21 protein-coding genes, 3 pseudogenes and 1 other annotated feature are annotated in these 23,717 nt (G+C 27.5%); of the genes and pseudogenes, 19 read left to right on the forward strand and 5 right to left on the reverse strand.

The genetic code is table 11. The features are described 5' to 3' along the window. Nucleotides 1-662 precede the first annotated feature (662 nt). A pseudogene (locus tag CLPUN_RS24030) lies at nucleotides 663-1,276 on the forward strand (PhzF family phenazine biosynthesis isomerase); the annotation flags it as partial. 33 nt (nucleotides 1,277-1,309) lie between these two features. Next, complete coding sequence (locus CLPUN_RS24035; protein WP_077849741.1) at nucleotides 1,310-2,035, forward strand: MBL fold metallo-hydrolase; 726 nt, start codon at nucleotides 1,310-1,312, stop codon at nucleotides 2,033-2,035. 259 nt (nucleotides 2,036-2,294) lie between these two features. Here the strand turns inward: CLPUN_RS24035 and CLPUN_RS24040 are convergent, their stop codons facing one another. Together CLPUN_RS24040 and CLPUN_RS24045 are read right to left on the reverse strand one after the other, a co-directional pair. After that, nucleotides 2,295-3,059: a DODA-type extradiol aromatic ring-opening family dioxygenase gene (locus CLPUN_RS24040; protein ID WP_077849742.1), complete on the reverse strand. Its 765-nt coding sequence runs from the start codon at nucleotides 3,057-3,059 to the stop codon at nucleotides 2,295-2,297. Between the two features lie 262 nt (nucleotides 3,060-3,321). Continuing rightward, nucleotides 3,322-4,983, reverse strand: a complete 1,662-nt coding sequence (locus CLPUN_RS24045; protein WP_077849743.1) for a glutamine--tRNA ligase/YqeY domain fusion protein — start codon at nucleotides 4,981-4,983, stop codon at nucleotides 3,322-3,324. 319 nt (nucleotides 4,984-5,302) lie between these two features. On the opposite strand from CLPUN_RS24045, the gene CLPUN_RS24050 reads away from it, so the two are divergent. The 14 genes and pseudogenes from CLPUN_RS24050 to CLPUN_RS24110 all read left to right on the forward strand — a co-directional run bounded on the left by CLPUN_RS24050 (nucleotide 5,303) and on the right by CLPUN_RS24110 (nucleotide 18,184). After that, on the forward strand, nucleotides 5,303-6,295 hold the full coding sequence (locus CLPUN_RS24050) for an effector binding domain-containing protein (RefSeq protein ID WP_077849744.1): 993 nt from the start codon (nucleotides 5,303-5,305) through the stop codon (nucleotides 6,293-6,295). A gap of 166 nt (nucleotides 6,296-6,461) precedes the next feature. Continuing rightward, a pseudogene (locus CLPUN_RS24055) lies at nucleotides 6,462-7,213 on the forward strand (alpha/beta hydrolase). A gap of 118 nt (nucleotides 7,214-7,331) precedes the next feature. Beyond that, nucleotides 7,332-7,536, forward strand: a binding site (T-box leader). Nucleotides 7,537-7,600: 64 nt separating this feature from the next. Next, on the forward strand, nucleotides 7,601-8,878 hold the full coding sequence (serS, locus tag CLPUN_RS24060; RefSeq protein ID WP_077849745.1) for a serine--tRNA ligase: 1,278 nt from the start codon (nucleotides 7,601-7,603) through the stop codon (nucleotides 8,876-8,878). 243 nt (nucleotides 8,879-9,121) lie between these two features. Next, nucleotides 9,122-9,778, forward strand: a complete 657-nt coding sequence (locus CLPUN_RS24065; RefSeq protein WP_077849746.1) for a TetR/AcrR family transcriptional regulator — start codon at nucleotides 9,122-9,124, stop codon at nucleotides 9,776-9,778. A 70-nt stretch (nucleotides 9,779-9,848) separates the two neighbouring features. Beyond that, entirely contained in the window at nucleotides 9,849-11,024 is a 1,176-nt protein-coding gene (locus tag CLPUN_RS24070; protein WP_158078829.1) for an MFS transporter, read from the forward strand. Between the two features lie 295 nt (nucleotides 11,025-11,319). After that, nucleotides 11,320-12,243, forward strand: coding sequence for a helix-turn-helix transcriptional regulator (locus CLPUN_RS24075; protein ID WP_077849748.1), 924 nt, complete (start codon nucleotides 11,320-11,322; stop codon nucleotides 12,241-12,243). 66 nt (nucleotides 12,244-12,309) lie between these two features. Continuing rightward, complete coding sequence (locus CLPUN_RS24080; protein ID WP_077849749.1) at nucleotides 12,310-13,137, forward strand: DUF2785 domain-containing protein; 828 nt, start codon at nucleotides 12,310-12,312, stop codon at nucleotides 13,135-13,137. A gap of 28 nt (nucleotides 13,138-13,165) precedes the next feature. Continuing rightward, on the forward strand, nucleotides 13,166-13,723 hold the full coding sequence (locus CLPUN_RS24085; protein WP_077849750.1) for a DJ-1/PfpI family protein: 558 nt from the start codon (nucleotides 13,166-13,168) through the stop codon (nucleotides 13,721-13,723). 431 nt (nucleotides 13,724-14,154) lie between these two features. Further along, on the forward strand, nucleotides 14,155-15,069 hold the full coding sequence (locus CLPUN_RS24090; protein WP_077849751.1) for a helix-turn-helix transcriptional regulator: 915 nt from the start codon (nucleotides 14,155-14,157) through the stop codon (nucleotides 15,067-15,069). A 96-nt stretch (nucleotides 15,070-15,165) separates the two neighbouring features. Beyond that, nucleotides 15,166-15,486: a carboxymuconolactone decarboxylase family protein gene (locus CLPUN_RS24095; RefSeq protein ID WP_077849752.1), complete on the forward strand. Its 321-nt coding sequence runs from the start codon at nucleotides 15,166-15,168 to the stop codon at nucleotides 15,484-15,486. Between the two features lie 114 nt (nucleotides 15,487-15,600). Next, nucleotides 15,601-15,771: a hypothetical protein gene (locus CLPUN_RS27835; RefSeq protein WP_207652754.1), complete on the forward strand. Its 171-nt coding sequence runs from the start codon at nucleotides 15,601-15,603 to the stop codon at nucleotides 15,769-15,771. A gap of 220 nt (nucleotides 15,772-15,991) precedes the next feature. After that, nucleotides 15,992-16,423: a CGGC domain-containing protein gene (locus CLPUN_RS24100; protein ID WP_077849753.1), complete on the forward strand. Its 432-nt coding sequence runs from the start codon at nucleotides 15,992-15,994 to the stop codon at nucleotides 16,421-16,423. Between the two features lie 195 nt (nucleotides 16,424-16,618). Beyond that, nucleotides 16,619-17,007, forward strand: a pseudogene (locus CLPUN_RS24105) (polysaccharide deacetylase family protein); the annotation flags it as partial. A gap of 115 nt (nucleotides 17,008-17,122) precedes the next feature. Further along, the gene (locus CLPUN_RS24110) at nucleotides 17,123-18,184 is read left to right on the forward strand and encodes an SGNH/GDSL hydrolase family protein (protein WP_242954244.1); all 1,062 of its coding nucleotides are present in this window, start codon (nucleotides 17,123-17,125) and stop codon (nucleotides 18,182-18,184) included. A gap of 4 nt (nucleotides 18,185-18,188) precedes the next feature. Here the strand turns inward: CLPUN_RS24110 and CLPUN_RS24115 are convergent, their stop codons facing one another. Continuing rightward, entirely contained in the window at nucleotides 18,189-18,692 is a 504-nt protein-coding gene (locus CLPUN_RS24115; protein ID WP_077849755.1) for a TspO/MBR family protein, read from the reverse strand. A 140-nt stretch (nucleotides 18,693-18,832) separates the two neighbouring features. Between CLPUN_RS24115 and CLPUN_RS24120 the strand changes: the two genes are divergently transcribed. After that, nucleotides 18,833-19,183, forward strand: coding sequence for a hypothetical protein (locus CLPUN_RS24120; RefSeq protein WP_077849756.1), 351 nt, complete (start codon nucleotides 18,833-18,835; stop codon nucleotides 19,181-19,183). A gap of 128 nt (nucleotides 19,184-19,311) precedes the next feature. Here CLPUN_RS24120 and CLPUN_RS24125 read toward each other — a convergent pair whose 3' ends face one another. Next, entirely contained in the window at nucleotides 19,312-20,433 is a 1,122-nt protein-coding gene (locus CLPUN_RS24125) for a glycosyltransferase family 4 protein (RefSeq protein WP_077849757.1), read from the reverse strand. Nucleotides 20,434-20,541: 108 nt separating this feature from the next. Here CLPUN_RS24125 and CLPUN_RS24130 point away from each other — a divergent pair, with 108 nt between their 5' ends. Together CLPUN_RS24130 and yabG are read left to right on the forward strand one after the other, a co-directional pair. Further along, on the forward strand, nucleotides 20,542-21,540 hold the full coding sequence (locus CLPUN_RS24130; RefSeq protein WP_077849758.1) for a CotS family spore coat protein: 999 nt from the start codon (nucleotides 20,542-20,544) through the stop codon (nucleotides 21,538-21,540). A gap of 143 nt (nucleotides 21,541-21,683) precedes the next feature. Then, nucleotides 21,684-22,544, forward strand: a complete 861-nt coding sequence (gene yabG / locus CLPUN_RS24135) for a sporulation peptidase YabG (protein ID WP_077849759.1) — start codon at nucleotides 21,684-21,686, stop codon at nucleotides 22,542-22,544. A 519-nt stretch (nucleotides 22,545-23,063) separates the two neighbouring features. Here the strand turns inward: yabG and CLPUN_RS24145 are convergent. Next, nucleotides 23,064-23,675 (reverse strand): hypothetical protein, encoded by a 612-nt coding sequence (locus CLPUN_RS24145; protein WP_077849761.1) that lies wholly within the window; start codon nucleotides 23,673-23,675, stop codon nucleotides 23,064-23,066. Nucleotides 23,676-23,717: the final 42 nt, after the last annotated feature.

Below are 23,717 nucleotides of genomic sequence, written 5' to 3' on the forward strand. Positions count from 1 at the left end.
TCTTTAAAAGTTTGGTTGGTATTAGAGTTGCTGTACAAAATTTCATTGAAACAATAAATAAAGTTCCTACACGAACAATAGACAGGCTATGTATTAAGATGTAGAAACTTTATTAGAACTTATATATATAAATTAATATTAAAAAGGGAGTATTTAAGAGATGATTTAAATACTCCCTTTTTGGAATATATTATTAATAAACATTATGCACAATATTATTATTGACGAAAACTATATATAATATGCAGATAAATTTATTTTTACATATTAAGGTGATAATGATAACGTACAGAAGCTATTATTTTGCCTATAAGATTTGTCACAAAAACGACATGTTGCAAATTTAAAGCCAAGAATGACAGTATTACTGCAGTTTAGATACGATTTTGATTTTGTAACATGATTTTGAAATCTATACGGCTATCTTTATATACATATACATATAAATACATATAAAGGCGTATGAACACTAGGCTTAGGTATGTAACATCAAAATTTTACCAAAAATTAAAGAAAATCGATATAACCATTGAAATAACTTATTTTAGCTATGTCACATGAAATATAACATTTATGTAACACAAATAGTAAGTTCATGTGATATAGCTAAATAAATGGCTAAGTTATATTGAAATGTGTATTTTATAATTAGCATTTATATAATTTGTGGACATGCTACTATTGCAGCTCATTATGCACGTGCTATTGAAAATGGACTTGATACTTCAAGAGTTTATCAGAAAACAGGTGCTGGAATTTTACCTGTTGATATAATAAAGAAGAACTTTTAGCAGCACTTAATATAAAGAATTGTGATTTGTTAGAAAATTATGAAATTCAGATTGCCTCAACAGGTCATTCTAAGGTTATGGTAGGTATAAAAAGCATTGAAACTTTAAATACATTGCAGCCTGATTATAATGCACTTTCTAAGTTGAGTAAGATTATTAAATGTAATGGATATTATGTTTTTACAGTTAATTCACAAGATAGTGATATTTTAATAAACGGTAGAATGTTTGCACCAGCAGTAGGTATTAATGAAGATCCTGTTACTGGTAATGCAAATGGTCCTTTGGGTGCATATCTTGTTCAATATAATCTTGTTAAGCATAATAATTCTATATTTAAATTTAAAGCTAAGCAAGGTGAAGCTATAAAACGATTAGGTATTATTGAAGTTGAAGTAAAGATAGAAGATAAAAAACCAACAGAGGTTAAGATTTCTGGAAATGCTGTAATAATATTTAAAGCTGAATTATTATTAAATGATTAAATTGAAATAAATTTAATTTTGAGGAGAAAAATTATGAGATTAGAAAAGCTATCTAATAGAATTTATTATTTACCTAATGAAGAAGAAACTGATAGACCAGTGCTTGGGTATATAAATGGAGATAAATATTCATTGGCTGTAGATGCAGGAAACTCAAGTAAACATGTTGAAAAATTTTATGAAGAATTAAAGAATGCAAATTTAAGATTACCAGATTTTACTATCATTACACATTGGCATTGGGATCATACTTTTGGAATGCATGCAGTATCAGGAAAGACAATTTCAGGGCAATTGACTAATAAAAAATTAAAAGAGGTTGCAACATGGCAATGGTCTGATAATGATATGAAGGATAGGCTTAAAACAGGTAAAGAAATTGAAATTTGTGATAGATGTATTAAATTAGAATATCCAAACAGAGCAAATATAAAAGTTATAACTTCAGATATAGAACTTAGTGGAAGTTTAAAGATTGATTTGGGTGGAATTTGTTGTGAGATAACAGAAGTCAATGCACCACATTCAGAGGATTCAGTATTGATTTATGTACCTAAAGAAAAGATTATTTTTGTTGGTGATGCAGATTGTGAAGATTATTACAATAATGAAGGAAAATATGATAAATATAAATTAGAAAAATATTTGGAATTAATTAGAGAATTTGATTTTAATACTTATGTGTTGGGACATGATAAGCCAGAAATTAAGGAAGAAGTATTAAATTATTTAGATAGTGAGTTAAAAAAGATAAAATAACTTATTAAAAAATTATTAATAACAGTTTTAAATATGCATACTGTAATTTTGATTATTGAACAAGATTAAGTCTCCATAACTAATTTTAGTGAAGATTACTTTTTTAACATATATAGTTTAAATCAAAAAGATATTATGTCTTGCAAGATGTAGTATCTTTTTGATGGAGAAAGATAAATATAGAGTAATTTGATAAAAACCCTCTGTTAAAACAGAGGATTTTCAATAATATTTGAAATGAAATATTAAACTTGTATTTCTAAAATTCAAAGCAAAGATAACTTAAATTTCCTAATTGATAATCTCTAAAGATAACTTTAGGTGTTAAGTTTATACTGCTGCCTAAGGCTATAAATAATGGAACAAAATGATCTGCTGTTGGAACAGCTAATTTAGCATTAGGAGCAAGCTCTCTATAATTAGAAAGTGAATTTAAATCATTTTCTGTTATCTTATCAATTAACCAGTCATCAAATTTTTCTGCCCAAGAATCTGTAGTTGTTTTATCAAAGTCAACTAATCTTAGATTGTGAACTGTATTTCCGCTGCCAAGAATTAAAATATCCTCATCACCAAGAGCTTTAAGAGCATTACCTATTTTAATCTGATTTTCAATTGACAGATTGGAGCTTATAGAAATTTGAACAATTGGTATATCTGCTTTAGGATAAAGATGTTTTAAAAGTGTCCAAGCTCCGTGGTCTAATCCTCTAGTTAAATCTTTTTGTACTTTAATACCTTGATTTTTTAGTTTCGCTTCGATTTCTAATGCAATTATACTAGAACCTTTTGCAGGATATTTCATTTCGTAAAGTTCTCTAGGGAATCCATAAAAGTCATAAATAGTGTTATATATAGAATCAGAAGCTGATATAGTAAGTACATTACTATCCCAATGAGCTGTAAATACAACTATAGCTTTTGGCTTAATACTATTTCCAAGGTTATTTAAAAACTTAGTATACTCACTTTCTTCAATGGCCATCATTGGAGAACCATGAGCTAAAAATAAAGGTTTAATCATATAATAAATTCCTCCCTTTAAAATCCATTGTAATATTCGTAATAATCTGTAAAATATAATTCGTTACTATAGATATAAAGTTTCAATCAATAATTATTATTAATTATATACCTTTTAATAGATTTTTTAAAGTAGATATATTAAAAAATAGGAATGAACTTCAAATTAAAAAAGGTACTCTTTTATATAATGTAGCGTATATGTAGCAACACAGCAAAAGAATACCTTCATAATTATAATTTTGAAAAAGTTTTATTTATTTTTAGCCTAATTTAAATGATGATTTTAAAGATACTATTCTATTAAATACTAACTTATTAGCAGTAGTATACTTAGCATCTACATTAAAGAAGCCATTTCTAACCATTTGGAATTTATCTTGCACCTTAGCATCTTTAATTGCAGTTGGTTCAATGAACCCTTGTAACACTTCCATTGAGTTTGGATTTATTTGTTCTAAGAAGTGCTTCCCTTCATTTTCTTCATCATCATCTAAGATTAATGATTCATATAATCTAAATTCAGCAGGAACACAAGTTTTTGCATCTACCCAATGGATAGTTCCCTTAACTTTTCTACCAGTGAAGCCAGAACCACTCTTAGTTTCTGGATCATAAGTACAATGAATTTCTGTAACGATACCATTTTCATCTTTTATCATTTCATTACATTTAACAAAATATGCTCCCTTTAGTCTAACTTCGTTACCTGGGAATAATCTAAAGTATTTTTTAGGTGGATTTTCCATAAAGTCTTCTCTTTCAATATATATTTCTCTAGAGAATGGAACTAATCTCTTGCCTTGTGATTCATCTTTTGCATTATTTTCTATTTCAAGCATTTCTGTTTTATTTTCAGGATAGTTAGTTATTATAAGTTTTAAAGGATTTAATACAGCCATAGCTAATGGTGCTTTAAGTTGTAGGTCTTCTCTTATAAAGTAATCTAACATTTGAGAATCTACTATAGAATTAGCCTTAGCAACTCCAATAGCGTTACAGAAATTTCTTAATGCATCAGGAGTGCACCCTTTTCTTCGAAGTCCACAAACAGTAGGCATTCTAGGGTCATCCCATCCATCCACAACTTTTTCATCAACTAATTGTTTAAGCTTTCTTTTACTCATAACTGTATTAGTCATGTTTAATCTTGCAAATTCTATTTGTCTAGGAGTAGCTTCCATTTCACATTCGCTTACAACCCAGTCATAAAGTGGTCTATGATCCTCGAATTCTAATGTACAAATAGAGTGAGTTATATGTTCAATAGCATCTTCTAATGGATGAGCAAAGTCATACATAGGATAGATACACCATTTATCACCAGTATTGTGGTGAGTTGAATGAGATATTCTATATATAATAGGATCTCTCATGTTTATATTTGGTGAAGTTATATCTATTTTAGCTCTTAGAACTTTTTCACCATCAGCAAATTCACCGTTTTTCATTTTTTCAAATAAATCTAAGTTTTCTTCAACGGATCTATTTCTGTAAGGGCTTTCTTTACCAGGCTCTGTTAGAGTTCCTCTATATTCTTTAGCTTCATCAGGGGATAAATCACAAACATAAGCCTTTCCCTTTTTTATTAATAGAATAGCTCTGCTATACATTTCATTAAAATAATCAGATGCAAAGAAAAGTTCATCCCAGTTTCCACCAAGCCATTTTACATCTTCTTTAATTGATTCAACATATTCAGTATCCTCTTTAACAGGATTTGTATCATCAAATCTTAAATGAGTTTTTCCTTTAAATTCGTCTGCTAAACCAAAATTTAAAAGGATAGATTTAGCATGACCTATATGCAAGTATCCATTAGGCTCTGGAGGAAAACGAGTAATTATCTCTTTGTGCTTTCCGCTTTCTAGATCTTCAACAACGATATTTCTTATAAAATTAGAAGAATTAATTTCGTTTGACATAGTATTACCTCACTTATAGTGTATTTAAATTAAGAAAGAATGTAGTACTAAAGTAGAATTTCTTCTTAATCATAGTGTTATTTTTACTTAATAATAATTTTAATCTAATATAAAGAAAAAATAAAGATAAAATTATTTAAATTTCCTAAAGCTGTTAATCATAGAAGTACAAATGATAAATATTATATTTAAATTTTAATTTTTCAGTGTTAGTATAATTTTGACTCTGTTTATTTATAAATACATTTTCACCATAATTACTGTTGACTTTGACGTCGTGTCGTAGTTTATACTCTTTATTAAGGAAGGAGGCTTAAGTATGGAACTTAAAACGATTAGTGAGGTTTCAAGAACTTTTAACATTTCTACAAGGACTCTTCGTTATTATGAGCAAATAGGACTTATATCAAGCACTAAAAAGGAAGGATATGCTTATCGAGTTTATGATAAAAGCTCAATTTTGTCATTGCAGCAAATAATTATTTTAAGAAAATTAAGTATTTCTTTAAAAGAAATTAAGGACGTACTTAGTAATCAGGATACTATTATTGCGATTGAAATATTTAAGAAAAATGTCAGTGAATTGAATGAGAAAATAAATTCATTAGCAACAATTAAGGAAATATTAAATATTCTTATTGAGAAGTTGCAGAAGGATGGAAATGTGAAAATAAAATTTAATTTGCTAAATGATAATTCCATACTTAATATAATTGACTCCTTATCTGTGCAAAAAAATAATTTTAGGGAGGACAAATCAATGGAAGATTTAAACAAGGCATCAGAAAACCTATCAACACTAAAGAATGTAAGGATTATTCATTTTCCATCATGTACAGTTGCAGCAAGTCATTATATTGGTGAAAATCCTGAAAATAATGCAGCAAAGCAGCTAGAAAAGTTTTTGAAGGATAGTAATTTGTATAAAATCAAACCAGATGCACGTGTATTTGGCTTTAATCATCCAAACCCAGCATCAGAAGATTTAATATATGGATATGAACTATGGGTAACAATTCCAGAAGATATGGAAGTAGCTGCACCACTTGAAAAAAAGAAGTTTAAAGGTGGTTTATATGCAGCTCATAGTATTGTTTTTCCAAACTTTCACGAGTGGCAATGGTTATTTAATTGGGTTAATGTTGATAATCTAAAATATGAGTCTAATAGTATTGAGGATGGAGGTGAATTTATGTCAGGACTACTTGAAGAGCATATTAATTATGTTTATCATGCAAACCTTAATTGGCCGGAAAGTGATGAGCATCAACTTGATTTATTATATCCTGTAAAGTTAAAAGAAAATAAATAGGTTTTATTATACAGATAATTGAGATGATATATGATGACTGTTGTATATCTTTTTATAATTAAAGTTAATCTTTTTTGTTAAAAAGTTTATTTATATATCATATTTTAAATGTGATAAAACATCATATAATTTAAGTATAAAAAATAAAAAGAAAAGGGTATGCAAAATGAAACAAAAAAAATCTTTTGTGTTTAAGATTTTTAAGGTAATTGCTTCTTTGTTACTAATAGTAGCTTCAATATTTTTTATCTACGTGAGTTCTTATTATAAAGCGGGTTCATTAGCATTAAACGATTTAAAGTCAGATGAGGCAGTTGAGGTTCAAGATAATGGAGATATTATATTTAAACCAGTATTAAATAATAAAAATACAGGTTTGATTTTTTATCCAGGTGCAAAAGTAGAACCATCAGCATATGCACCCATAGCTAAAGAAATTGCCTCCAATGGATATACTGTTGTTATTGCTGAAATGAGTTTTAATTTAGCAATATTATCTCCTGATAAAGCAAGTAATATAATAAGTAAAAACAAAGAAATTAATAATTGGATTGTAGGTGGACATTCTTTAGGTGGAGTTATGGCAGCAGATTATGTATTAAAAAATGATAAAATAAAAGGATTGGTATTATTAGCATCATATTCTCAAAATGATAGAGATTTTACTAATAAAAATATAAAAGTATTATCTTTATGGGGGATAATGATAAAGTAGCTGATTTAAATAAAGTAAAGAATTGCAAAAGTGTTATGCCAAGTGATTCAGAATTTAAAGAAATAAAAGGTGGAAATCATGGAGGTTTTGGAGATTATGGACATCAAAAAGGTGATGGAGAAGCCTCTATAACTAATGAACAACAGATGTCTACTACTTCAGAAGAGATTATAAAGCTTTTAGATAGATTAACACAAACTTAGTAGTTAAACATTTGCAAATAGATTATTTTTTAATTATAAATTCAAAGATAAGTATTTGCTTGAAAATTATAATAAATATATATATAATAATATGTGGTAAGAAATATATATAGATATATATACAGTTATGATAAAAGCTACGATTTGTGAATTTCTTCAGAGAGCCGATGGTTGGTGAGAATCGGTGAAAGGATAAATCTTTCCACTTTTGGAGCTGTCGGTGATGAATCGAAAGGGTAGTAACCTTTATATTACTATTGTCGAGTGGTTGGTCTTATTATACCAGCAATTTGGGTGGCAACGCGGATTATTCCGTCCCATTTTATATATTTGGGACGGTTTTTTATTTTATACTTTTAATAATATATTTAATCAGGAGGGAAAATTATGTTAGACATAAAATTTGTAAGGGAAAACCCAGAAATAGTAAAACAAAACATAAAAAATAAATTTCAAGACAATAAATTAGAGTTAGTAGATGAAGTACTGGCTTTAGATGTTGATCTTAGAAAAGTAATCCAAGAAGTTGAAGCCCTAAGAGCAGATAGAAATAAAATTTCTAAGCAAATCGGTGGTTTAATGGCTCAAGGTAAAAAAGATGAGGCAGAAGAATTAAAGAAGAAAGTTAATGCAGAATCTGACCGTTTAGCTGAATTGGATGTAAAAGAAAAAGAATTGGAAGAAAAAGTTAAAAATATTATGATGGTAATTCCAAATATCATTGATCCAAGTGTTCCTATTGGTAAAGATGACAGTGAAAATGTTGAATTAGAAGTTTTCGGAGATCCATTTGTGCCAGAATTTGAAATTCCATATCATACAGAGATTATGGAAAAATTAAGTGGTATTGATTTAGATAGTGCTAGAAAGGTTGCAGGTAATGGTTTTTACTATTTGATGGGCAATATTGCTAGACTTCACTCTGCAGTTATTTCTTATGCAAGAGATTTTATGATAGATAGAGGCTTTACATATTGTATTCCACCTTTCATGATTCGTAGTCAAGTTGTAACTGGTGTTATGAGTTTCGCTGAAATGGATGCTATGATGTACAAAATTGAAGGTGAAGATTTATATTTAATTGGAACTAGTGAACATTCTATGATTGGTAAATTTATAGATACAATATTACCTGAAAGTTCATTACCTCAAACTTTAACTAGTTATTCACCTTGTTTTAGAAAAGAAAAAGGTGCACATGGTATAGAAGAAAGAGGAGTATATAGAATTCATCAATTTGAAAAACAAGAAATGATTGTTGTATGTAATCCAGAAGATAGTATGAAGTGGTACGATAAAATGTGGAAAGATACAGTAGATTTATTCCGTACTTTAGATATACCAGTAAGAACTTTAGAATGTTGTTCAGGTGATTTAGCAGATTTAAAAGTAAAATCAGTAGACGTAGAAGCTTGGTCTCCAAGACAAAAAAAATACTTTGAAGTGGGAAGCTGTTCTAACTTAGGTGATGCACAAGCACGTCGTTTAAAAATTCGTGTAGACGGTAAAGATGGAAAATACTTTGCACATACATTAAACAACACAGTAGTAGCACCACCAAGAATGCTTATTGCTTTCTTAGAAAACAACTTAAATGAAGATGGTACTATAAATGTTCCAGTTGCACTTAGACCTTATATGGGTGGAATGACAGTAATCAAATAATAAATTTGATTTTATGGAGTTAGGAGGATAATTATTATATATAGTAATTATTTTTCTAACTCTTTTTTTCATTAAATTCTTATTTTGAGTTAAATATTTATATGAAATAATAAATTGGCATGAAATTAAGAACTAGAAGAAGTTTTAATTTAAAATGAAAACGTTATATTGAAATTGAGATTATTGATGATATAATATATATTAATATGATAGTTAAACTATCAAGTGTATAAGGAGAAAAAAATGGACTTAAAGGAAAAACGTAAAAGTGAATTAGATAGTCAAAAAAATCAGAGAAAAGAAGAGGTGATTTTTGCAGCTTTAGAGGTGTTTAAAAAGCAGGGAATAGAAAGTACAAAGATGACTGATATAGCTGAAAAAGCAGAAGTTGGAGTGGCTTCTGTATATAGATATTTTAAAACTAAGCCAGATTTAGCAGTAGAAGTAGCATGTAGATTTTGGCAGGAAGAAATCAGTGAATTATATAAATATTATACTGATGAAGAGTTTTTTAATAAAAATGGTATTACAAAGGTTAAAGAAATATTAGAAGTATTCAGTAAACTTTATAAAGAACACACTGAATTTATTAGATTTATTGATGAATTTGATAGGTATGTAGTTAAAGAAAAGATTTCTAAAGAAAAACTTAAAGCTTATGAAGAAAGTATTATAGATTTAAAAGCCATATGTGTAGATGCTATAAATGCTGGAAAGGAGGATGGAACAATACGAGAGGATTTATCTAATGATCAATTCTATTTTAGTATTAGCCATGCTCTAATGAGTTTATGTCAAAAACTTATTTTACGTGGTGATGTTTTAGAAAGTGATGAATATGTAAATGGAGAAGAACAAATTAAAATGATAATAGAAATGGCAATTAAGTTCGTTAGTTAATTATTGAAGAAATAAGTATGAAAGAAATTTTTCAGATATTGCGCATGTAGTGAAAGGAATGGTTATAAAAATGAAAAAAAAGTTTGTGTCTTATGTAGTTGGAATACCTAATTTAAGTGTTGGTCTTTTATGGGCTATGAATATGTCACTAATTCCAATGTTAGTAGGGACTGTAACAGATGGAAACTTAAAACTTGGAACTTTAACTTCAATGGGAGCTTTTACAGGAATTTTTGTTCAGTATTTGGCTGGAATAATTAGTGATAGAAGCAATTTTAAGATGGGGAAAAGAAGGCCGTTTATTCTTGGAGGGGCAATTTTAGCAGCTATATTTGTTGCTTTGCTGCCACTATCAGGTAGTTATTCTATTATGTTTGGAGTAGCCTTTTTGTTTTATTTTAGTTTGAATTTTTTTCAAGAACCATATTATACATTAATACCAGAAGTAGTTGAAGAAAAACAGTTAGGTTTGGCCAATGGATTTTCTAAAATTATTAGTGTATTAGGAAGCGGAGTTATTTTACTTACGGGTCCAATACTATGGGATATAAATCACATTTTTCCGTTTTTAGCAGCAGCATTATTAGGAATTATATCAGTACTAATAGGTACACTTCCAATTAAAGAAAATCAGGACAAGTATAGTAAACCTAATAAAATTTCAATTGATTTTATTAAATTTCCTTCTGTATTAAGGTTATTTGCTTCAGTGTTTTTTATATTTCTTAGTTATGGATGCATTACACCTTATTTTGTAAAGTATTGTGTACAGCAACTCCATTTTTCAAATGGAACTGCAAGTAATGGACTTTTTATTTTAACAATTGTTGGTGCACTATTTGCTTTACCAGCAGGGATTTTATCAGATAGAACCAATAGAAAATTAGTTTTGCTTATTGGAACCATAATTTTTACAATAGGTTTGGCTATGGCTATATTTGTAAAGACTGCAGGTGTTATGTATATACTTCTAGGATTAATAGGGATTGGATTTATATGTATCCAAGTCACAATCTATGCTATCCTAGCTGAAATTGTCCCACCAGAAAGATTAGGAGAGTTTATGGGGATAATGAATCTATTTATTTCAGCAAGTCAATGTATAGCGACCCTTTCAATGGGATGGATATTAGATTTAGTAGGATTTAAGTATTTCTTTCCTTTCTCAGCAGTAATTATGCTCATAGCAGCTTTTGTTGTATTTTTAAGTAAATTTGATAAGTTTAAAAACAAAAATTATTGTTAGGTGAGACAATATTTTTAGTAATAATTGAGATGAATTTTTGATATATAAAGTCTAATTAATTTGCTATACTAAAACTAGGAACAGTAAATAGGAACATGTAGTTTATTTATTGGAATATATATGTTCCACAATTAGTTATTCAATGAAATTAAGTTACTGTCATGCATTTTGTTGTACATTATTTTTTTCAATATATATAATTGATTTCAAGAGAAAAATATAACTTGGATATGGGTGGTCATTAGCTCAAGTAATTTAGAGAGAGGAAAGAAACGTTTAAAAACGTATTTATATTATGAGATCAAATAGATTATTATCAATTTTAATAATAATTTCTCAAAAGGGATTAGTAACAGGAAAAGAACTTGCTGAGCATTTTGAGGTATCTTTAAGAACAATTTATCGTGATATAGAAAAAATAGGTGAAGCAGGAGTCCCTATAGCAGCTACTGGTGGAAAAGGTGGAGGCTATTATATTATGGAGAATTATAATTTAAATAATATATTCTTTAATAAAAATGAAATTGAACCTTTGATTGCTGTAATGGATAATTTAAAATTTTTATTTGGAAAAAATCAAAAATTCAATGATATAGTTCTTAAGTTTGAAACTTTATCAAAAGATACTAATGAGGAATATGATAAGTTAAGTATAGATATGTCTCACTTTAGTATGGAGCAAGAACTTAGAGAATATTTATTTTTGATTAATAAGGCAATTGAAGAGAGTAAAGTTTTAGAATTTGAATATATTAATAGGAAAATGGAACATTTAAAGAGAGTGGTAGAACCAATTCAAATAGAATTTAATGAAGGACAATGGTATATAGTTGGTTTCTGCAAAATAAGAAAAGATTATAGAAGATTTAAACTTGTTAGAATAAGAAATATGAACCTAGGCGAAAGTTTTATAAAAAGAGAAATATCTAAAGAAGAAATAGAAAAAATATTTAATAAAAGTTATGAGAAGAACAGTATTTTGGTGACATTGAAATTCTCAAGCGAAATAGGAGAGCAGCTAAGTGAATATTTTTCAAAGGATAAAATTAAGTCTTTTGAAAATGGTGAGTATATAGTTGAAGGAGCTTTCCCAAGAGATGAGGGTCTTAAAAAGTTTGTTTTAGGCTTTGGGAATTATTGTGAAGTTATAGCCCCATTAGAATTAAGAAAAGAAATAAAGGAATACATAAAAAATATATATATAAAATACAATGACTGACACATAGGTGTCAGTCATTGTGTTTTATAATGGAAAAAAAAGAACATTGCAGAAAGTGAAAAAATTATGATATACGAAGAAAATAAATTAAAGGAAAAATTAATTAAAATTGAAAACAATAATTATTTATTAGAAAGGGAAAAAGATTATTTCAATATTGGACTAGAAATGCTTGAGAGTATAGGCTCACTAGATCCTATACTTAGAGATGACTTAATATATGGAACTTTATCTAATTGGATATTAGAAAATAAATTTACAGTTGAACAACTTAAAAAGTTGCTGAATATTAGTTTGGATACAGATCATCTCTTTTATAAATTATATGAAAAGGATGATGATGCTGTTTTTAAAAGAACATTTTCAGTACTTATAGTTGCACTTATTATAGAAAAACATAGAGACGAAAAATTTTTATGTAAAGAAGATTTGTATGAAATAAAGAATAAGCTTATAGAGTATATGAATAATGAGCAAGATGTGAGAGGTTATGTTGAAGTAAAAGGTTGGGCTCACTCAGCAGCTCATACAGCTGATGCTTTGGCAGTATTGGCTCAGTGTAGCGATATTAATAAAATTGATTTGTTGGATATTTTAAATTCTATAAAAGCAAAAGTATGTATAGGATACTATGTTTATATAGAGGAAGAAAGTGAAAGAATGGTTACAGTAATTGAGAATTCTTTTAATAGGAATATGCTTAGTGATTTAGAAATAAATTCGTGGTTGCACGAATTTAAACTTCAAAATACAAAAGCAAGTTATATTGAAAATATGCATTTAAAGGTTAATGTAAAAGGATTCTTAAGATCTTTGTATTTTAGATTACTAGAACAAGATAATTTTAATGGGATTAATGAGGAAATTAAGAAAACAATTAAAAGTTTAAAATAAAAATAGAGTAATGAAAGTAGGTTATAAAATGAATGTATGTGTTTTGTATTATGATGGATTTTGTGAATTCGAAGTTGTGCTGGCTGTTAATCAATTTAGGGAGAATGCTTTCTCAGCTGCTTTAGAAAATCGTGCTTATATAAGTGAAGAAAGACAAAAGTTTTTACCAGATAAAACAATCCAAGAATTAAATCCAGATGATATAGATCTTTTAATTATACCTGGAGGAGATTCAAGTCAGCTATATGAAAAGGAAGAATTAAAAGAATTTATTTTAAAGTTAAATGAAAAAAATAAAATTATTGCAGGAATTTGTGGTGGAGCTGAGCTTATGGCATATTACGAATTGCTTGATAATAAAAAAGCTAATGGTAACAGTGAAGGCTTTAAAGTAGATGAAAGTAATAAATCAATGTATGAAAAAATAAATATTGTAGATGAAGATGTTGTTATAGATGGAAATTGTATAACTTCTATTGGCAAGGCATTTATTGAATTTGCAATTGAAATTGGTAAGGTGATGAACATTTATAAAAATGAAGAGGAAATCAAAAGTGACTATAGATGGTTAAAAAATATAAAATAAAAAATAATTATTAGAAATTAAGAACCTTATATTATTTAAAATATTATTAAAAACAAAGATGAACAATAAACTGTTTGTATTATAATTAGTTTATTGTTCATTTTTATTTTATTAAGAGATAGCCCTAATTGTAATTTTAATATCTCCTGCTAGGATAGTTCTCGCTTATTAATGCAGGGAGTAAAGTGAATAGATAAAATATAAAACTATAGGAACGAGAATAGTATTATAATGTTATAATTGTAAATGTTAAGGCATTAGCAGAAGGGAAAGACTTAAATGAGTGCGTGAAATTTTGTAATGCTGTAGGTGCAATTTCAACTACTGCATTAGGGGCTCAAGAAGCTATGCCAACTTATGAAATGGTAAGTAGATTTATTAATATCAAAAATAATATATAGTTTCATGAAAACGCATTTGGAGGATTTAAAATGAAAATTGACAGGTTATTTAGTATTCTAATGATAATTATTAATAAGGAAAAGATAACAGCAAAAGAATTATCAGAACATTTTCAAGTGTCGGTTAGAACTATTCAAAGAGATATTGATACCTTAAGCATGTCAGGCATACCAATTTATGCGGAGATCGGGAAAAATGGGGGATATCAGCTCCTTGATAATTATAAATTGGATATGAATTTTTTGAATACTAAGGAAGCAAAAGTAATAAAATCTCTTTTAGAGAGTTTAGAACAAGCAGTACCTTATTTAGATATTAAATCTGTATCAAATAAATTTTCAATGATACCTTCAGAGGAATCGGAAAATAGTAAAATTGTTGTAAAATTAAATCCTCTAATTAATGAAGAAAACTTTAAAAATAATATAGAAATAATAGCAAAAGCAAGAGATAGTTATAATAAAATTTATATTAAATATATAGATGCTAATTTTAAAGAAACAGATAGAATAATATGTCCTTATACCCTAGCAATGATAGGATCAATTTGGTATTTATACGGATATTGTGATTTGCGAAAGGATTTTAGGTTGTTTAAATTGAGTAGAATCATATCTTGTAATTTATTAGAAGAAGAATTTGTAGTCATGAAAACTCCCAAACCTTCACCTTGGGAATATAATTTAGATTCTGGGAGAGAAGGCACTGAAATAATATTAGAAATTGATAAGGAACTGCAAGGGAAACTCACAGATTATATTGATTATAGAAATTGTAAAATTGTAAATGATAAGATAATTGTAAATTTAAACTTTCCAGTAGATGAATGGCTATATTCATTTTTATTTGGATTAGTTCCACATGTTAAGATTATTAAACCAGTTTGGTTAAGAGAAGAATTTTTGGACAGACTTAAATTGTGTATAGAAAAAAATAATCTATGACATAGTGTTGTCATAGTATAAGTTTTAAAATAATTAGTGAAGAGAATAAATAAATTTTAGTAATTTATCATACTAATTTTAGAGGAGGTCTTAGAAATGAGTGATATGTCATCAGTTAGTAATGCATTTCAAGTTTTTATAAAGGAAGCTCCAGAATATCAGAAGATATGGATGGAAACAGTTCAAAAACTAGATTCTGTAAGTAAGCTTGATTCAAAAACAGAAGAACTTGCCTACATTGCAGTATTAGCTTCTTCAAGACTTGAAAATGGAATTCCATTTCATGTTAAACATGCAAAAGCACTTGGGGCAACAAGAAATGAAATAATAAGTGCTGTTTTAGTTGGATTGCCAGCAGTAGGAAATATGGTGATTCAAGCATTACCAGTAGCAATAAATGCATATGATTCGGAATAAAAGTCATAATTAAATTTATGACTTTTATATTTTTTTCCTAAATTTAAAATTTTAGTACCAAAAATGGAATTTAAATTTGTATTATTATATATAATGGGAAAAGAGGTGAAAGAAATGGGGAACATAATTAAAATTAATATGTATGTAGAAGCCCAAAAGGAAAAGTATAGCAAGATAAAATTAGAAACTCTAGAAAAAAATATTCTTAAATATAATAATTGGTTAAAAATGACTAATAGAGAGGATAGGATAGAGAGCTATGAAAAATTCTTGCAAGCTCAGTAATTATTTTTAAAGGATAGGTTAGACGTTAAGTTTTAATCTATCTTTTTTTATGCATAGATTGTTAAGGTAGAATTATAAGGATTAGAAAGAATAAAGGTGAGAAAAGTTCCAAGAGGTGAAATTTCTAATATAGGGTGATATAATTGAATTGGGTCTAAAAATAATTGGGGAACGAATTAAAATGTAAATAGCAATATGAAATGATAGGGGGAAATTTAATATGAATACTAAATATTGTGTTATTATCCAATGCGAGATTGCACATAAAAGATGTAGTGGTTTTGCGTGTACCAATGCTTTTTATAATAGAGATGAAAAGTTTAATAACTATTCAGATAATACTAGATATATTTCATTTACATGCGGAGGCTGTTGTGGAAAAGGTGTAGCTTCAAAGTTAGAACATTTTTCTAAACATTTGAAAAGTAAAACCGATATTAGTAAGGAGGAAGTATCTGTCCACTTATCATCTTGTATGTCAACAGATAATTATCATTATGATAGATGCCCTCATATTGAATATTTAAAAAATATTATTGTAAAAAAGGGATTTAAAAATTTAGTTGAAGGAACTTATGTTAGCAAAGGAGCAACAAGAAAAAGAGAAATGGGACAGTATAAGACTTATAATATTGATAATGAAAGTGTATAGATTTAGAATAAGAAGTATTTAGGTTAATATATCTAATACAATTATTTAAAATAGAAATCAAAAATTAAACTTCAGCAGGTACTAAAATTACCTGTTGAAGTTTTTTCGCTTAGTGCAAAAAACTGCTTAATGAATTTATTAAAATTTTATAACTATAGTAATTAAAATAAAGTTATTATATAAAATTAAGTAATACTTACTTTTGATGAAGGATACGAAAATGGCTATACAGATAGTATTCTTAATACTTTAAGAGCTAATGGTGTACAAGCAGCTTTTTTTGTAACTAAACCTTATGTAACTGGAAGTTTTAATGGTGTTTCCGATAGTGAATTATCACTTTATTATACTCAAAAGTTTGGATATAAATCCGTATTTTTTAGTCTTGCTTATCAAGATTATAATGTTGATAAGCAGCCAGATCCAGAGGAAGCTAAAGTAAAATTGTTAAGAAATACTCGTAATGGGATGATCTGTTTGCCTAATGCTGTATCAAAACTAATGCAATTATTTTAGATAGTTTAATTAAGGAATGGAAGAGTCAAGGATATGAATTTAAAACTTTAGATGATCTTCCAAATTAACATAGTAATATAAATATGATATAATCTTAATTATTTTATAATATAACTTTAATTATTTATGGGGAAATGTTACAAAAACAATATTATATTTATGTTATATAAGGTAGGTAAAGTTATGAAGATGAGTTTTAAGGTTAAAGAAGAGAATGTTAGAATATTAGGAAGAACAAAAGAGATAGATGAGGTAAGATATATTAACTATTCTTGCTCAGGAATTGAATTCGAATTTATTGGGAAAAGTGCTAGTGTTGTTTTATGTACTGATAGCTCAAAATGGGAGGATATATTTAAGGCATGGATAGCTGTATTTATAGATGATGAAGATACACCAAGCAGACGTATTTCTTTAGAGAGTGATGAGAATATTTATAAACTTCATGAAAGTGATACTTCACGTAACATCAAAATAAAATTAATGAAAATGTCAGAAGCAGCATTTTCAAAGGTTGGGATTAAAGAAATAATAATAGAAGGTGAAGATGGTTTGATTCCAACAAAGAGCAAAGAGCGACGTATTGAATTTATTGGAGATTCCATAACCTGCGGATATGGAATAGAAGGTGTTTTTGAAAAAGATGTATTTAACACAACTCAAGAAAATCCTTGGGAAGCATATGCAGCTAAAACTGCACGTCATTTTAATGCTGATTTTAATTGTGTTTCTTGGAGTGGTATAGGAGTTATTTCCTCTTGGACAGAGGAAGACACTCCTAATTCAGAATGGCTTATGCCAATGCTCTATAAGTATGCAGATGCGGCTTTGGATAATGATTTAGGCAAAAAAGAATTTGAAATTTGGAATAATAATTTATTTGTACCAAACTTAATTGTTGTTAATTTAGGCACAAATGATACAAGTTATACAAAAGATATAAAAGAGAGAATAGATATGTTTATAGATGGATATTATAATTTTTTAGAGCAAATTAGAAATTCTAATCCCAATGTAGAAATAATATGCACATTAGGTGCTATGGGTCATGAATTATGTCCAGCAGTGGAAGCTGCTGTTACTAAATTTAAAAAAAACACAGGCGATGTAAAAGTTCATACACATTTTTATGAAGTACAATTAGAAAGTGATGGCATAGGTTCTGATTATCATCCTAGTTTAAGAACACATGAAAAAATGTCAAAGACATTAATTAGTAAAATAAAAGAAGTAATGAAATGGTAGTATACTACATTTCATTTAACATCCAAAGATAAAAGTTTAAAACTCCTGCATAAATTAACCAAAATATATATGGAGTTAATAAAAGTGCAGTTTTGATTCCAGCTTTTTGATAAAATCTTATAGTTGTTAAAATAACAAAAATAAATAAAATAAAGAGTTCAATAAAAGCTAGTCCATAAAGTCTAAAGCTAAAAAATATAATTGGCCATAATATGTTTAGCAATAGTTGTATTTCATACACAAATATTGCTGAACTTACATCTATATTTTCATATTTTTTTATGTAAACTTTATAAGAAGCTATACCCATTAAGATGTAAAGAATAGTCCATACAATTGGAAAGGCAATAGATGGTGGTGCAAAAAATGGCTTTTGTAAGCTTTCATATAAAGACTTCATATTAGGAATAAATATAGACACTATTAATCCAAGTGAAATTGGTATTAATAGAGCTGTTATAAATGGAATTAGTTTAAAATTTTTTTTACTTTGCATTTTATTTGACATGTTATAACTCCTTAAAGTATTAATAAATATATTTTATTAATATATAAATATGTAATTTCAATTTGGCATATACATATTTTTTTATAATATCTATAGAAATTTAGAAGATGTTTATTTTTATTCATTGGAGGTGAAACATTATGTTTAGATTGTGGTTAATGATTTTAATTGTTGCAGCATATATAATATCTAGCTTAATGCTTAAATATAAATTTAAAATAAAAAAGCCAGGAGAGATTGATGTTAATGGTTTGCGCCCCAAATATTATATGTATTTATTACTTATTGTATTAGTATTATCATTGATAATGTCTTTGGCTATGAAAAGTGGTACGTTTGTGCTTATCTTTTTAATTGTTTCTAGAATTATTGATTCTGTGTATAAAATAAATTATTTAAAAGATAATAAATCAAAATATTATATTATAGTAGAACTTATATTTTGGTTATGTATAGTGACTTTTTTTGTTGACTCTTTATTTTGGAGATAAATTGTTTTACAGAAATATAAAAAATAATTGTGTTTAACAGGTAGTCAAGATGATGCACCCTGTCTATTAGACAAGATGCAGTTCAAAAAGGCTACCTATTTTTTTATTCATCTAATAATTCCAAGGGATCATGAATTTAGAATAGATTTATAAGCAGAGATTGTATCAAGTGCTGTCTTATTCCAAGAAAAAGCTTTATTGCGAGTTAAGCTTTTCTTAACCATTGTTAATCTTAATAAACTATTGCTTAATACTCTTTCTATGTCATAAGATAGTGAATCTATGTCATTTGGATCTATAAAAAGGGCAGATTCATAACATACTTCAGGAAGAGAAGTGACATTTGATGCTATTACAGGGGTTCCACAAGCCATAGCTTCTATAGGTGGTAAGCCAAATCCTTCATAAAAGGAAGGATATACTAAAACTTCAGTAGCATTATAAAATAAAGGCATATCTTCGGCTGGAATAAAATCTGTAAAAATCACGTTATTTAATACATGTAATTCTTCTGCTCTGTTTTTATATTTATCATAAGAAGGACCTTTCCTGCCTGTAATAACTAATTTAAAGATTTCTTTTAATTTAGCAGGAAGATTTGAATAGGCTTCTATTAAGCCTAATATATTTTTTCTTGGACTAAAGCCTCCAACGTAAAGTATAAAATCCTCTTCAATTCCATATTTTTTTGTAATAAAATCTTTAGATCTGCATTTACTCATAGGTCTGTAAATGCCTTCAGCAGCAAGAGGAGTTACATAAATATTTTCAACAGGAAAATTAAATTCTTTAGCAATATCATTTTTAGAAAAGTTAGAGACCGTAATTATTCCATCACAAGTTTTTAAAATTTTAGGTAATTCATTATTGAAAATTCTAAGATATCTATCACTAACAGTTTCAGGCATTTTTAAAGGAATTATATCATGTAATGTAATGACCTTCTTACATTTTATATTTTCAGAAAGACCAACTCCATTTTGAGGGACATGATAGAGTTCTATATCAGCATTATTTAATATATTAGGAACATTTACATCGTCCCAAAAGCTATTAGAAGCTGCTCCATCAGTTAATTCGGTTTTAAAATTAGTTTTTAAATTTTTCATAGAGTCACATTGTGGTATAAAAATTAAATAGTTATTATGGGAATCAACATTATTAAGACTGTGGATTAATTGATTGGTGTATGTGCCTATTCCAGTGCCTTGATACCACGTTGCAGCCCTGCCATCTATTCCTATTTTCATTATTAAACCCTTTCATAGCATTTATCTTAATGTATTATATTAAAAGAATATAAAAAATGTTAATAAAAGAAGGAATATCCTCATATAAATATACAGGGGGTGAGAACTATGATGAGGGAATTTGAAATAGAAAGGCAATTTAACATTAAGATAGAAAAAATTAAAGCTAATAAGGGTGTTTACTATCTTAAAACAGATAAAGGCGAAAGATGTTTAAAGAAAATAAATTATGGACCTCAAAAATTATTATTCGTGTATGGTGCTAAAGAGCACTTAAGAAAAAATGGTTTTGATAATCTAGATAAATATTATTTAAACATAAATGGAGAACCATATGCATTAGTTAACGAAGATTTGTATACTTTATCAGAATGGTTAGATGGTCGGGAATGTGATTTTCATAACATAGATGAAGTAAGAATAGCAGCTAGAACCTTGGCCAATCTCCATGAAGCATCTAAAGGATATGATCCACCAGAAAATTCTAAACTTAAAAGTGATCTTGGCAGATGGACTCATTTAATAGAAAAAAGAATTAAATCCTTGGATAAAATGAGAGATATGGTAAGAAAGAAAAATATAAAGAGCGAATTTGATATGATTTATTTAAAATCAATGGAGTTCTATAAGGAAATTGGAAGGAATGCATTATCAACTTTAAAAGAATCAGATTACTACGAGTTATGCATGATTGCAGAAAATGAAAAAAGCTTTTGTCATCATGACTTTACTTATCACAATATAATTTTAAATGATAATATGGATGTACATGTTATTGATTTTGATTATTGTAAAAGAGAAGTAAGAACTTTTGATATAAGTAATTTTATGATAAAGGTTTTGAAGAGAGTTGAATGGAATTTAGAATTTGCGGTTGCAATAATAGATTCATATAATTCAGTTTCACCATTAAAACCTGAAGAATATAAAGTACTATATGCATATCTTCAATTTCCACAAAGATATTGGAGGCTTGCAAATCGATATTATTATAATGAAGTCAATTGGGGTCAAAATACATTTGCAAGTAAGTTAGAATCTATAATAAATGAACAAGGTAAGTATTTGGAATTTATAGATAAGTTTAAGTATGAATATAGAATATAAACTAAAAAGAAAAGCTGTTTAAAAATATCGAAGGTTATTTTAAACAGCTTTTTGCTGTTCCTTCTTGTAGATCAAATTAATTAGAAACCTTTGATGAATCTTTCCATATTATACATTGAGAGTAATACAAGGGGGATAAAGTAATGGAAATTGGAGATATAGTTGTGAGAAAATCATATAATAAGGATATTACCTTTAAAATAATCGATATAAAGGAGAAAGACGGAAGAAAGAATATTATTTTAAAAGGAATTAATATAAGAATAATAGCAGATTCATATATAGAAGATCTTGATGTTGCAGAAGAAAACAGTGGTTCACAAGATAGAATTTTAAATACAAGAGTAAGTGAAGCTATAAAAAATGCTATGGTATTAAGAGGCGATCTTAGGGATAAGGTTGAAAAATCACCAAAGATAAAAGCAAAAAATGAATTGGTTTTTGGAAGACCAGGGAGAATCCTTCATGTGGATGGAGATAGTGAATACATGGAAACTTGTCTAAAGGTGTATAAGCAGTTATCTATAGATGCAGTTGGCAGAGCAATTCCAGAAAGAGAACAGCCAGAAGTAATAGTTGATTTAGTTAAAGAAATAAAACCTGATATAGTTGTATTGACAGGACATGACAGTGTTGTTAAGGATCCAAAAGATTATTTAAATTTAGATAATTATAGAAATTCTAAATATTACTTAGAATCAGTAAAAAACTTAAGGAATTATAATTCAAGTTATGACGAATTAGTAATATTTGCAGGAGCATGCCAAAGCTGCTATGAAATGATATTAGATGTAGGTGCTAATTTTGCATCTAGTCCCAATAGAGTTTTAATTCACTGCTTAGATCCTGTTTTTGTGTGTGAAAAGATTGCTTACACCAGAATAGATAAGGTAGTATCAATAACTGATGTTATTGAAAATACAATCACAGGAATAAAGGGAGTTGGAGGATTGCAGACTAGGGGAAAGTATAGGGAGGGGTATCCTAAATCTCTTTATATTTAATTATCAAGATTTAATAACAAAAAACAATTTTATTTAAAGCATAAGCACAAAAAGGATAGAATAAATATATGGAAGAAGATTTAAAATAAGATCTGAGGATAAATCAGTTATTGTGAATATATCTCAAATTAGTAAACTAATGAGAGCTTATAGTTTAGAAAAAATTATATTAAAAAATACTATCCTAAATGTCGATTATAAAAGGATGTTTAATGGTAGTTGTGAAAACGCTGTATTACGTACTGTAACTGTATCTAATAATAAAATACAACAAGTGAAGTTTAAACTAATTAAACTTCTAAAGAGTTTAATTAGAAAAGGGGCCGTTGCAAAGGCAACAGCCCTTTTGTTTTGTAAAAAATTATATTGAGGATCTATTTTATGAACAAGTTAAATATTGAGGTGAAAATATATTTATTGATGGAAGTTAAATGGAAAAAAATACAATGGGTGTACTTTGGTTTGGAAGAAATACATTAATAAAAATGTTTAATAAAGTTATTACTCTTATTGAAAATATTAATTAGACAAATCTATTCCCCAATATCTCTTATTTTTATCATCAATAAATTTAAAAGGTCCATTGTACAGAACAGTACCCGAGTATTTTCCTTCAGTTATAATTATATAATTATTTAAATTGCAATCTATTGATTTTAAATTAAATCCCAAATTCTTAAGTTTTGTTGTAAAAATATCTGAATTTAATCTCATAGGCCTAAGCTCTAGTAATTCTTTATCAGATAAAAATTTATCATTATTTACGTCTGCAATACTAATTAATGCAGTAGTTAAACTTGGTTTTATTTCATTTAGAGTTAGTAAAATACCATCAGAACCAAAACTATTAATTTCATAGTTATTATCTAAATTTCTGTCATTTTCAATAATGAGTGCTATTTCATTAAGTGCACTTATATCTAATTTAAAATTTGAAACTAAAGTAGCTTTATTATTAGCACTGTCTAAAGTTTTGAAAAAATCATTTATAATTGAAAAGCAAGATACCAATAATAATGAAATTATTAAGAATTTTAAAAGATTTGATATTTTTATAAATCCAAAATATTTTGTAAATTTCCATTTTAAGTTGAAATTATAAGAATAAACTACTTGCTTTTTATTTTCCATTTTTACACACCCTTTTAAATAATAATTATATTATTATAATAC

It is taken from the genome of Clostridium puniceum, assembly GCF_002006345.1.
In the GTDB taxonomy this organism is placed as follows: domain Bacteria; phylum Bacillota; class Clostridia; order Clostridiales; family Clostridiaceae; genus Clostridium; species Clostridium puniceum.

Bases quoted from the DNA above. Each gene is read 5' to 3' on its own strand.
- CLPUN_RS24070 (WP_158078829.1), top strand. From the start codon at position 9,849: ATGAAAAAAAAGTTTGTGTCTTATGTAGTTGGAATACCTAATTTAAGT.
- CLPUN_RS24035 (WP_077849741.1), top strand. From the start codon at position 1,310: ATGAGATTAGAAAAGCTATCTAATAGAATTTATTATTTACCTAATGAA.
- CLPUN_RS24110 (WP_242954244.1), top strand. From the start codon at position 17,123: ATGAAGATGAGTTTTAAGGTTAAAGAAGAGAATGTTAGAATATTAGGA.
- CLPUN_RS24045 (WP_077849743.1), bottom strand. From the start codon at position 4,983: ATGTCAAACGAAATTAATTCTTCTAATTTTATAAGAAATATCGTTGTT.
- CLPUN_RS27835 (WP_207652754.1), top strand. From the start codon at position 15,601: ATGGGGAACATAATTAAAATTAATATGTATGTAGAAGCCCAAAAGGAA.
- CLPUN_RS24120 (WP_077849756.1), top strand. From the start codon at position 18,833: ATGTTTAGATTGTGGTTAATGATTTTAATTGTTGCAGCATATATAATA.
- CLPUN_RS24115 (WP_077849755.1), bottom strand. From the start codon at position 18,692: ATGTCAAATAAAATGCAAAGTAAAAAAAATTTTAAACTAATTCCATTT.
- CLPUN_RS24100 (WP_077849753.1), top strand. From the start codon at position 15,992: ATGAATACTAAATATTGTGTTATTATCCAATGCGAGATTGCACATAAA.
- CLPUN_RS24075 (WP_077849748.1), top strand. From the start codon at position 11,320: ATGAGATCAAATAGATTATTATCAATTTTAATAATAATTTCTCAAAAG.
- CLPUN_RS24130 (WP_077849758.1), top strand. From the start codon at position 20,542: ATGATGAGGGAATTTGAAATAGAAAGGCAATTTAACATTAAGATAGAA.
- CLPUN_RS24040 (WP_077849742.1), bottom strand. From the start codon at position 3,059: ATGATTAAACCTTTATTTTTAGCTCATGGTTCTCCAATGATGGCCATT.
- CLPUN_RS24145 (WP_077849761.1), bottom strand. From the start codon at position 23,675: ATGGAAAATAAAAAGCAAGTAGTTTATTCTTATAATTTCAACTTAAAA.
- CLPUN_RS24125 (WP_077849757.1), bottom strand. From the start codon at position 20,433: ATGAAAATAGGAATAGATGGCAGGGCTGCAACGTGGTATCAAGGCACT.
- serS (WP_077849745.1), top strand. From the start codon at position 7,601: ATGTTAGACATAAAATTTGTAAGGGAAAACCCAGAAATAGTAAAACAA.
- CLPUN_RS24065 (WP_077849746.1), top strand. From the start codon at position 9,122: ATGGACTTAAAGGAAAAACGTAAAAGTGAATTAGATAGTCAAAAAAAT.
- CLPUN_RS24095 (WP_077849752.1), top strand. From the start codon at position 15,166: ATGAGTGATATGTCATCAGTTAGTAATGCATTTCAAGTTTTTATAAAG.
- CLPUN_RS24085 (WP_077849750.1), top strand. From the start codon at position 13,166: ATGAATGTATGTGTTTTGTATTATGATGGATTTTGTGAATTCGAAGTT.
- CLPUN_RS24050 (WP_077849744.1), top strand. From the start codon at position 5,303: ATGGAACTTAAAACGATTAGTGAGGTTTCAAGAACTTTTAACATTTCT.
- CLPUN_RS24090 (WP_077849751.1), top strand. From the start codon at position 14,155: ATGAAAATTGACAGGTTATTTAGTATTCTAATGATAATTATTAATAAG.
- CLPUN_RS24080 (WP_077849749.1), top strand. From the start codon at position 12,310: ATGATATACGAAGAAAATAAATTAAAGGAAAAATTAATTAAAATTGAA.
- yabG (WP_077849759.1), top strand. From the start codon at position 21,684: ATGGAAATTGGAGATATAGTTGTGAGAAAATCATATAATAAGGATATT.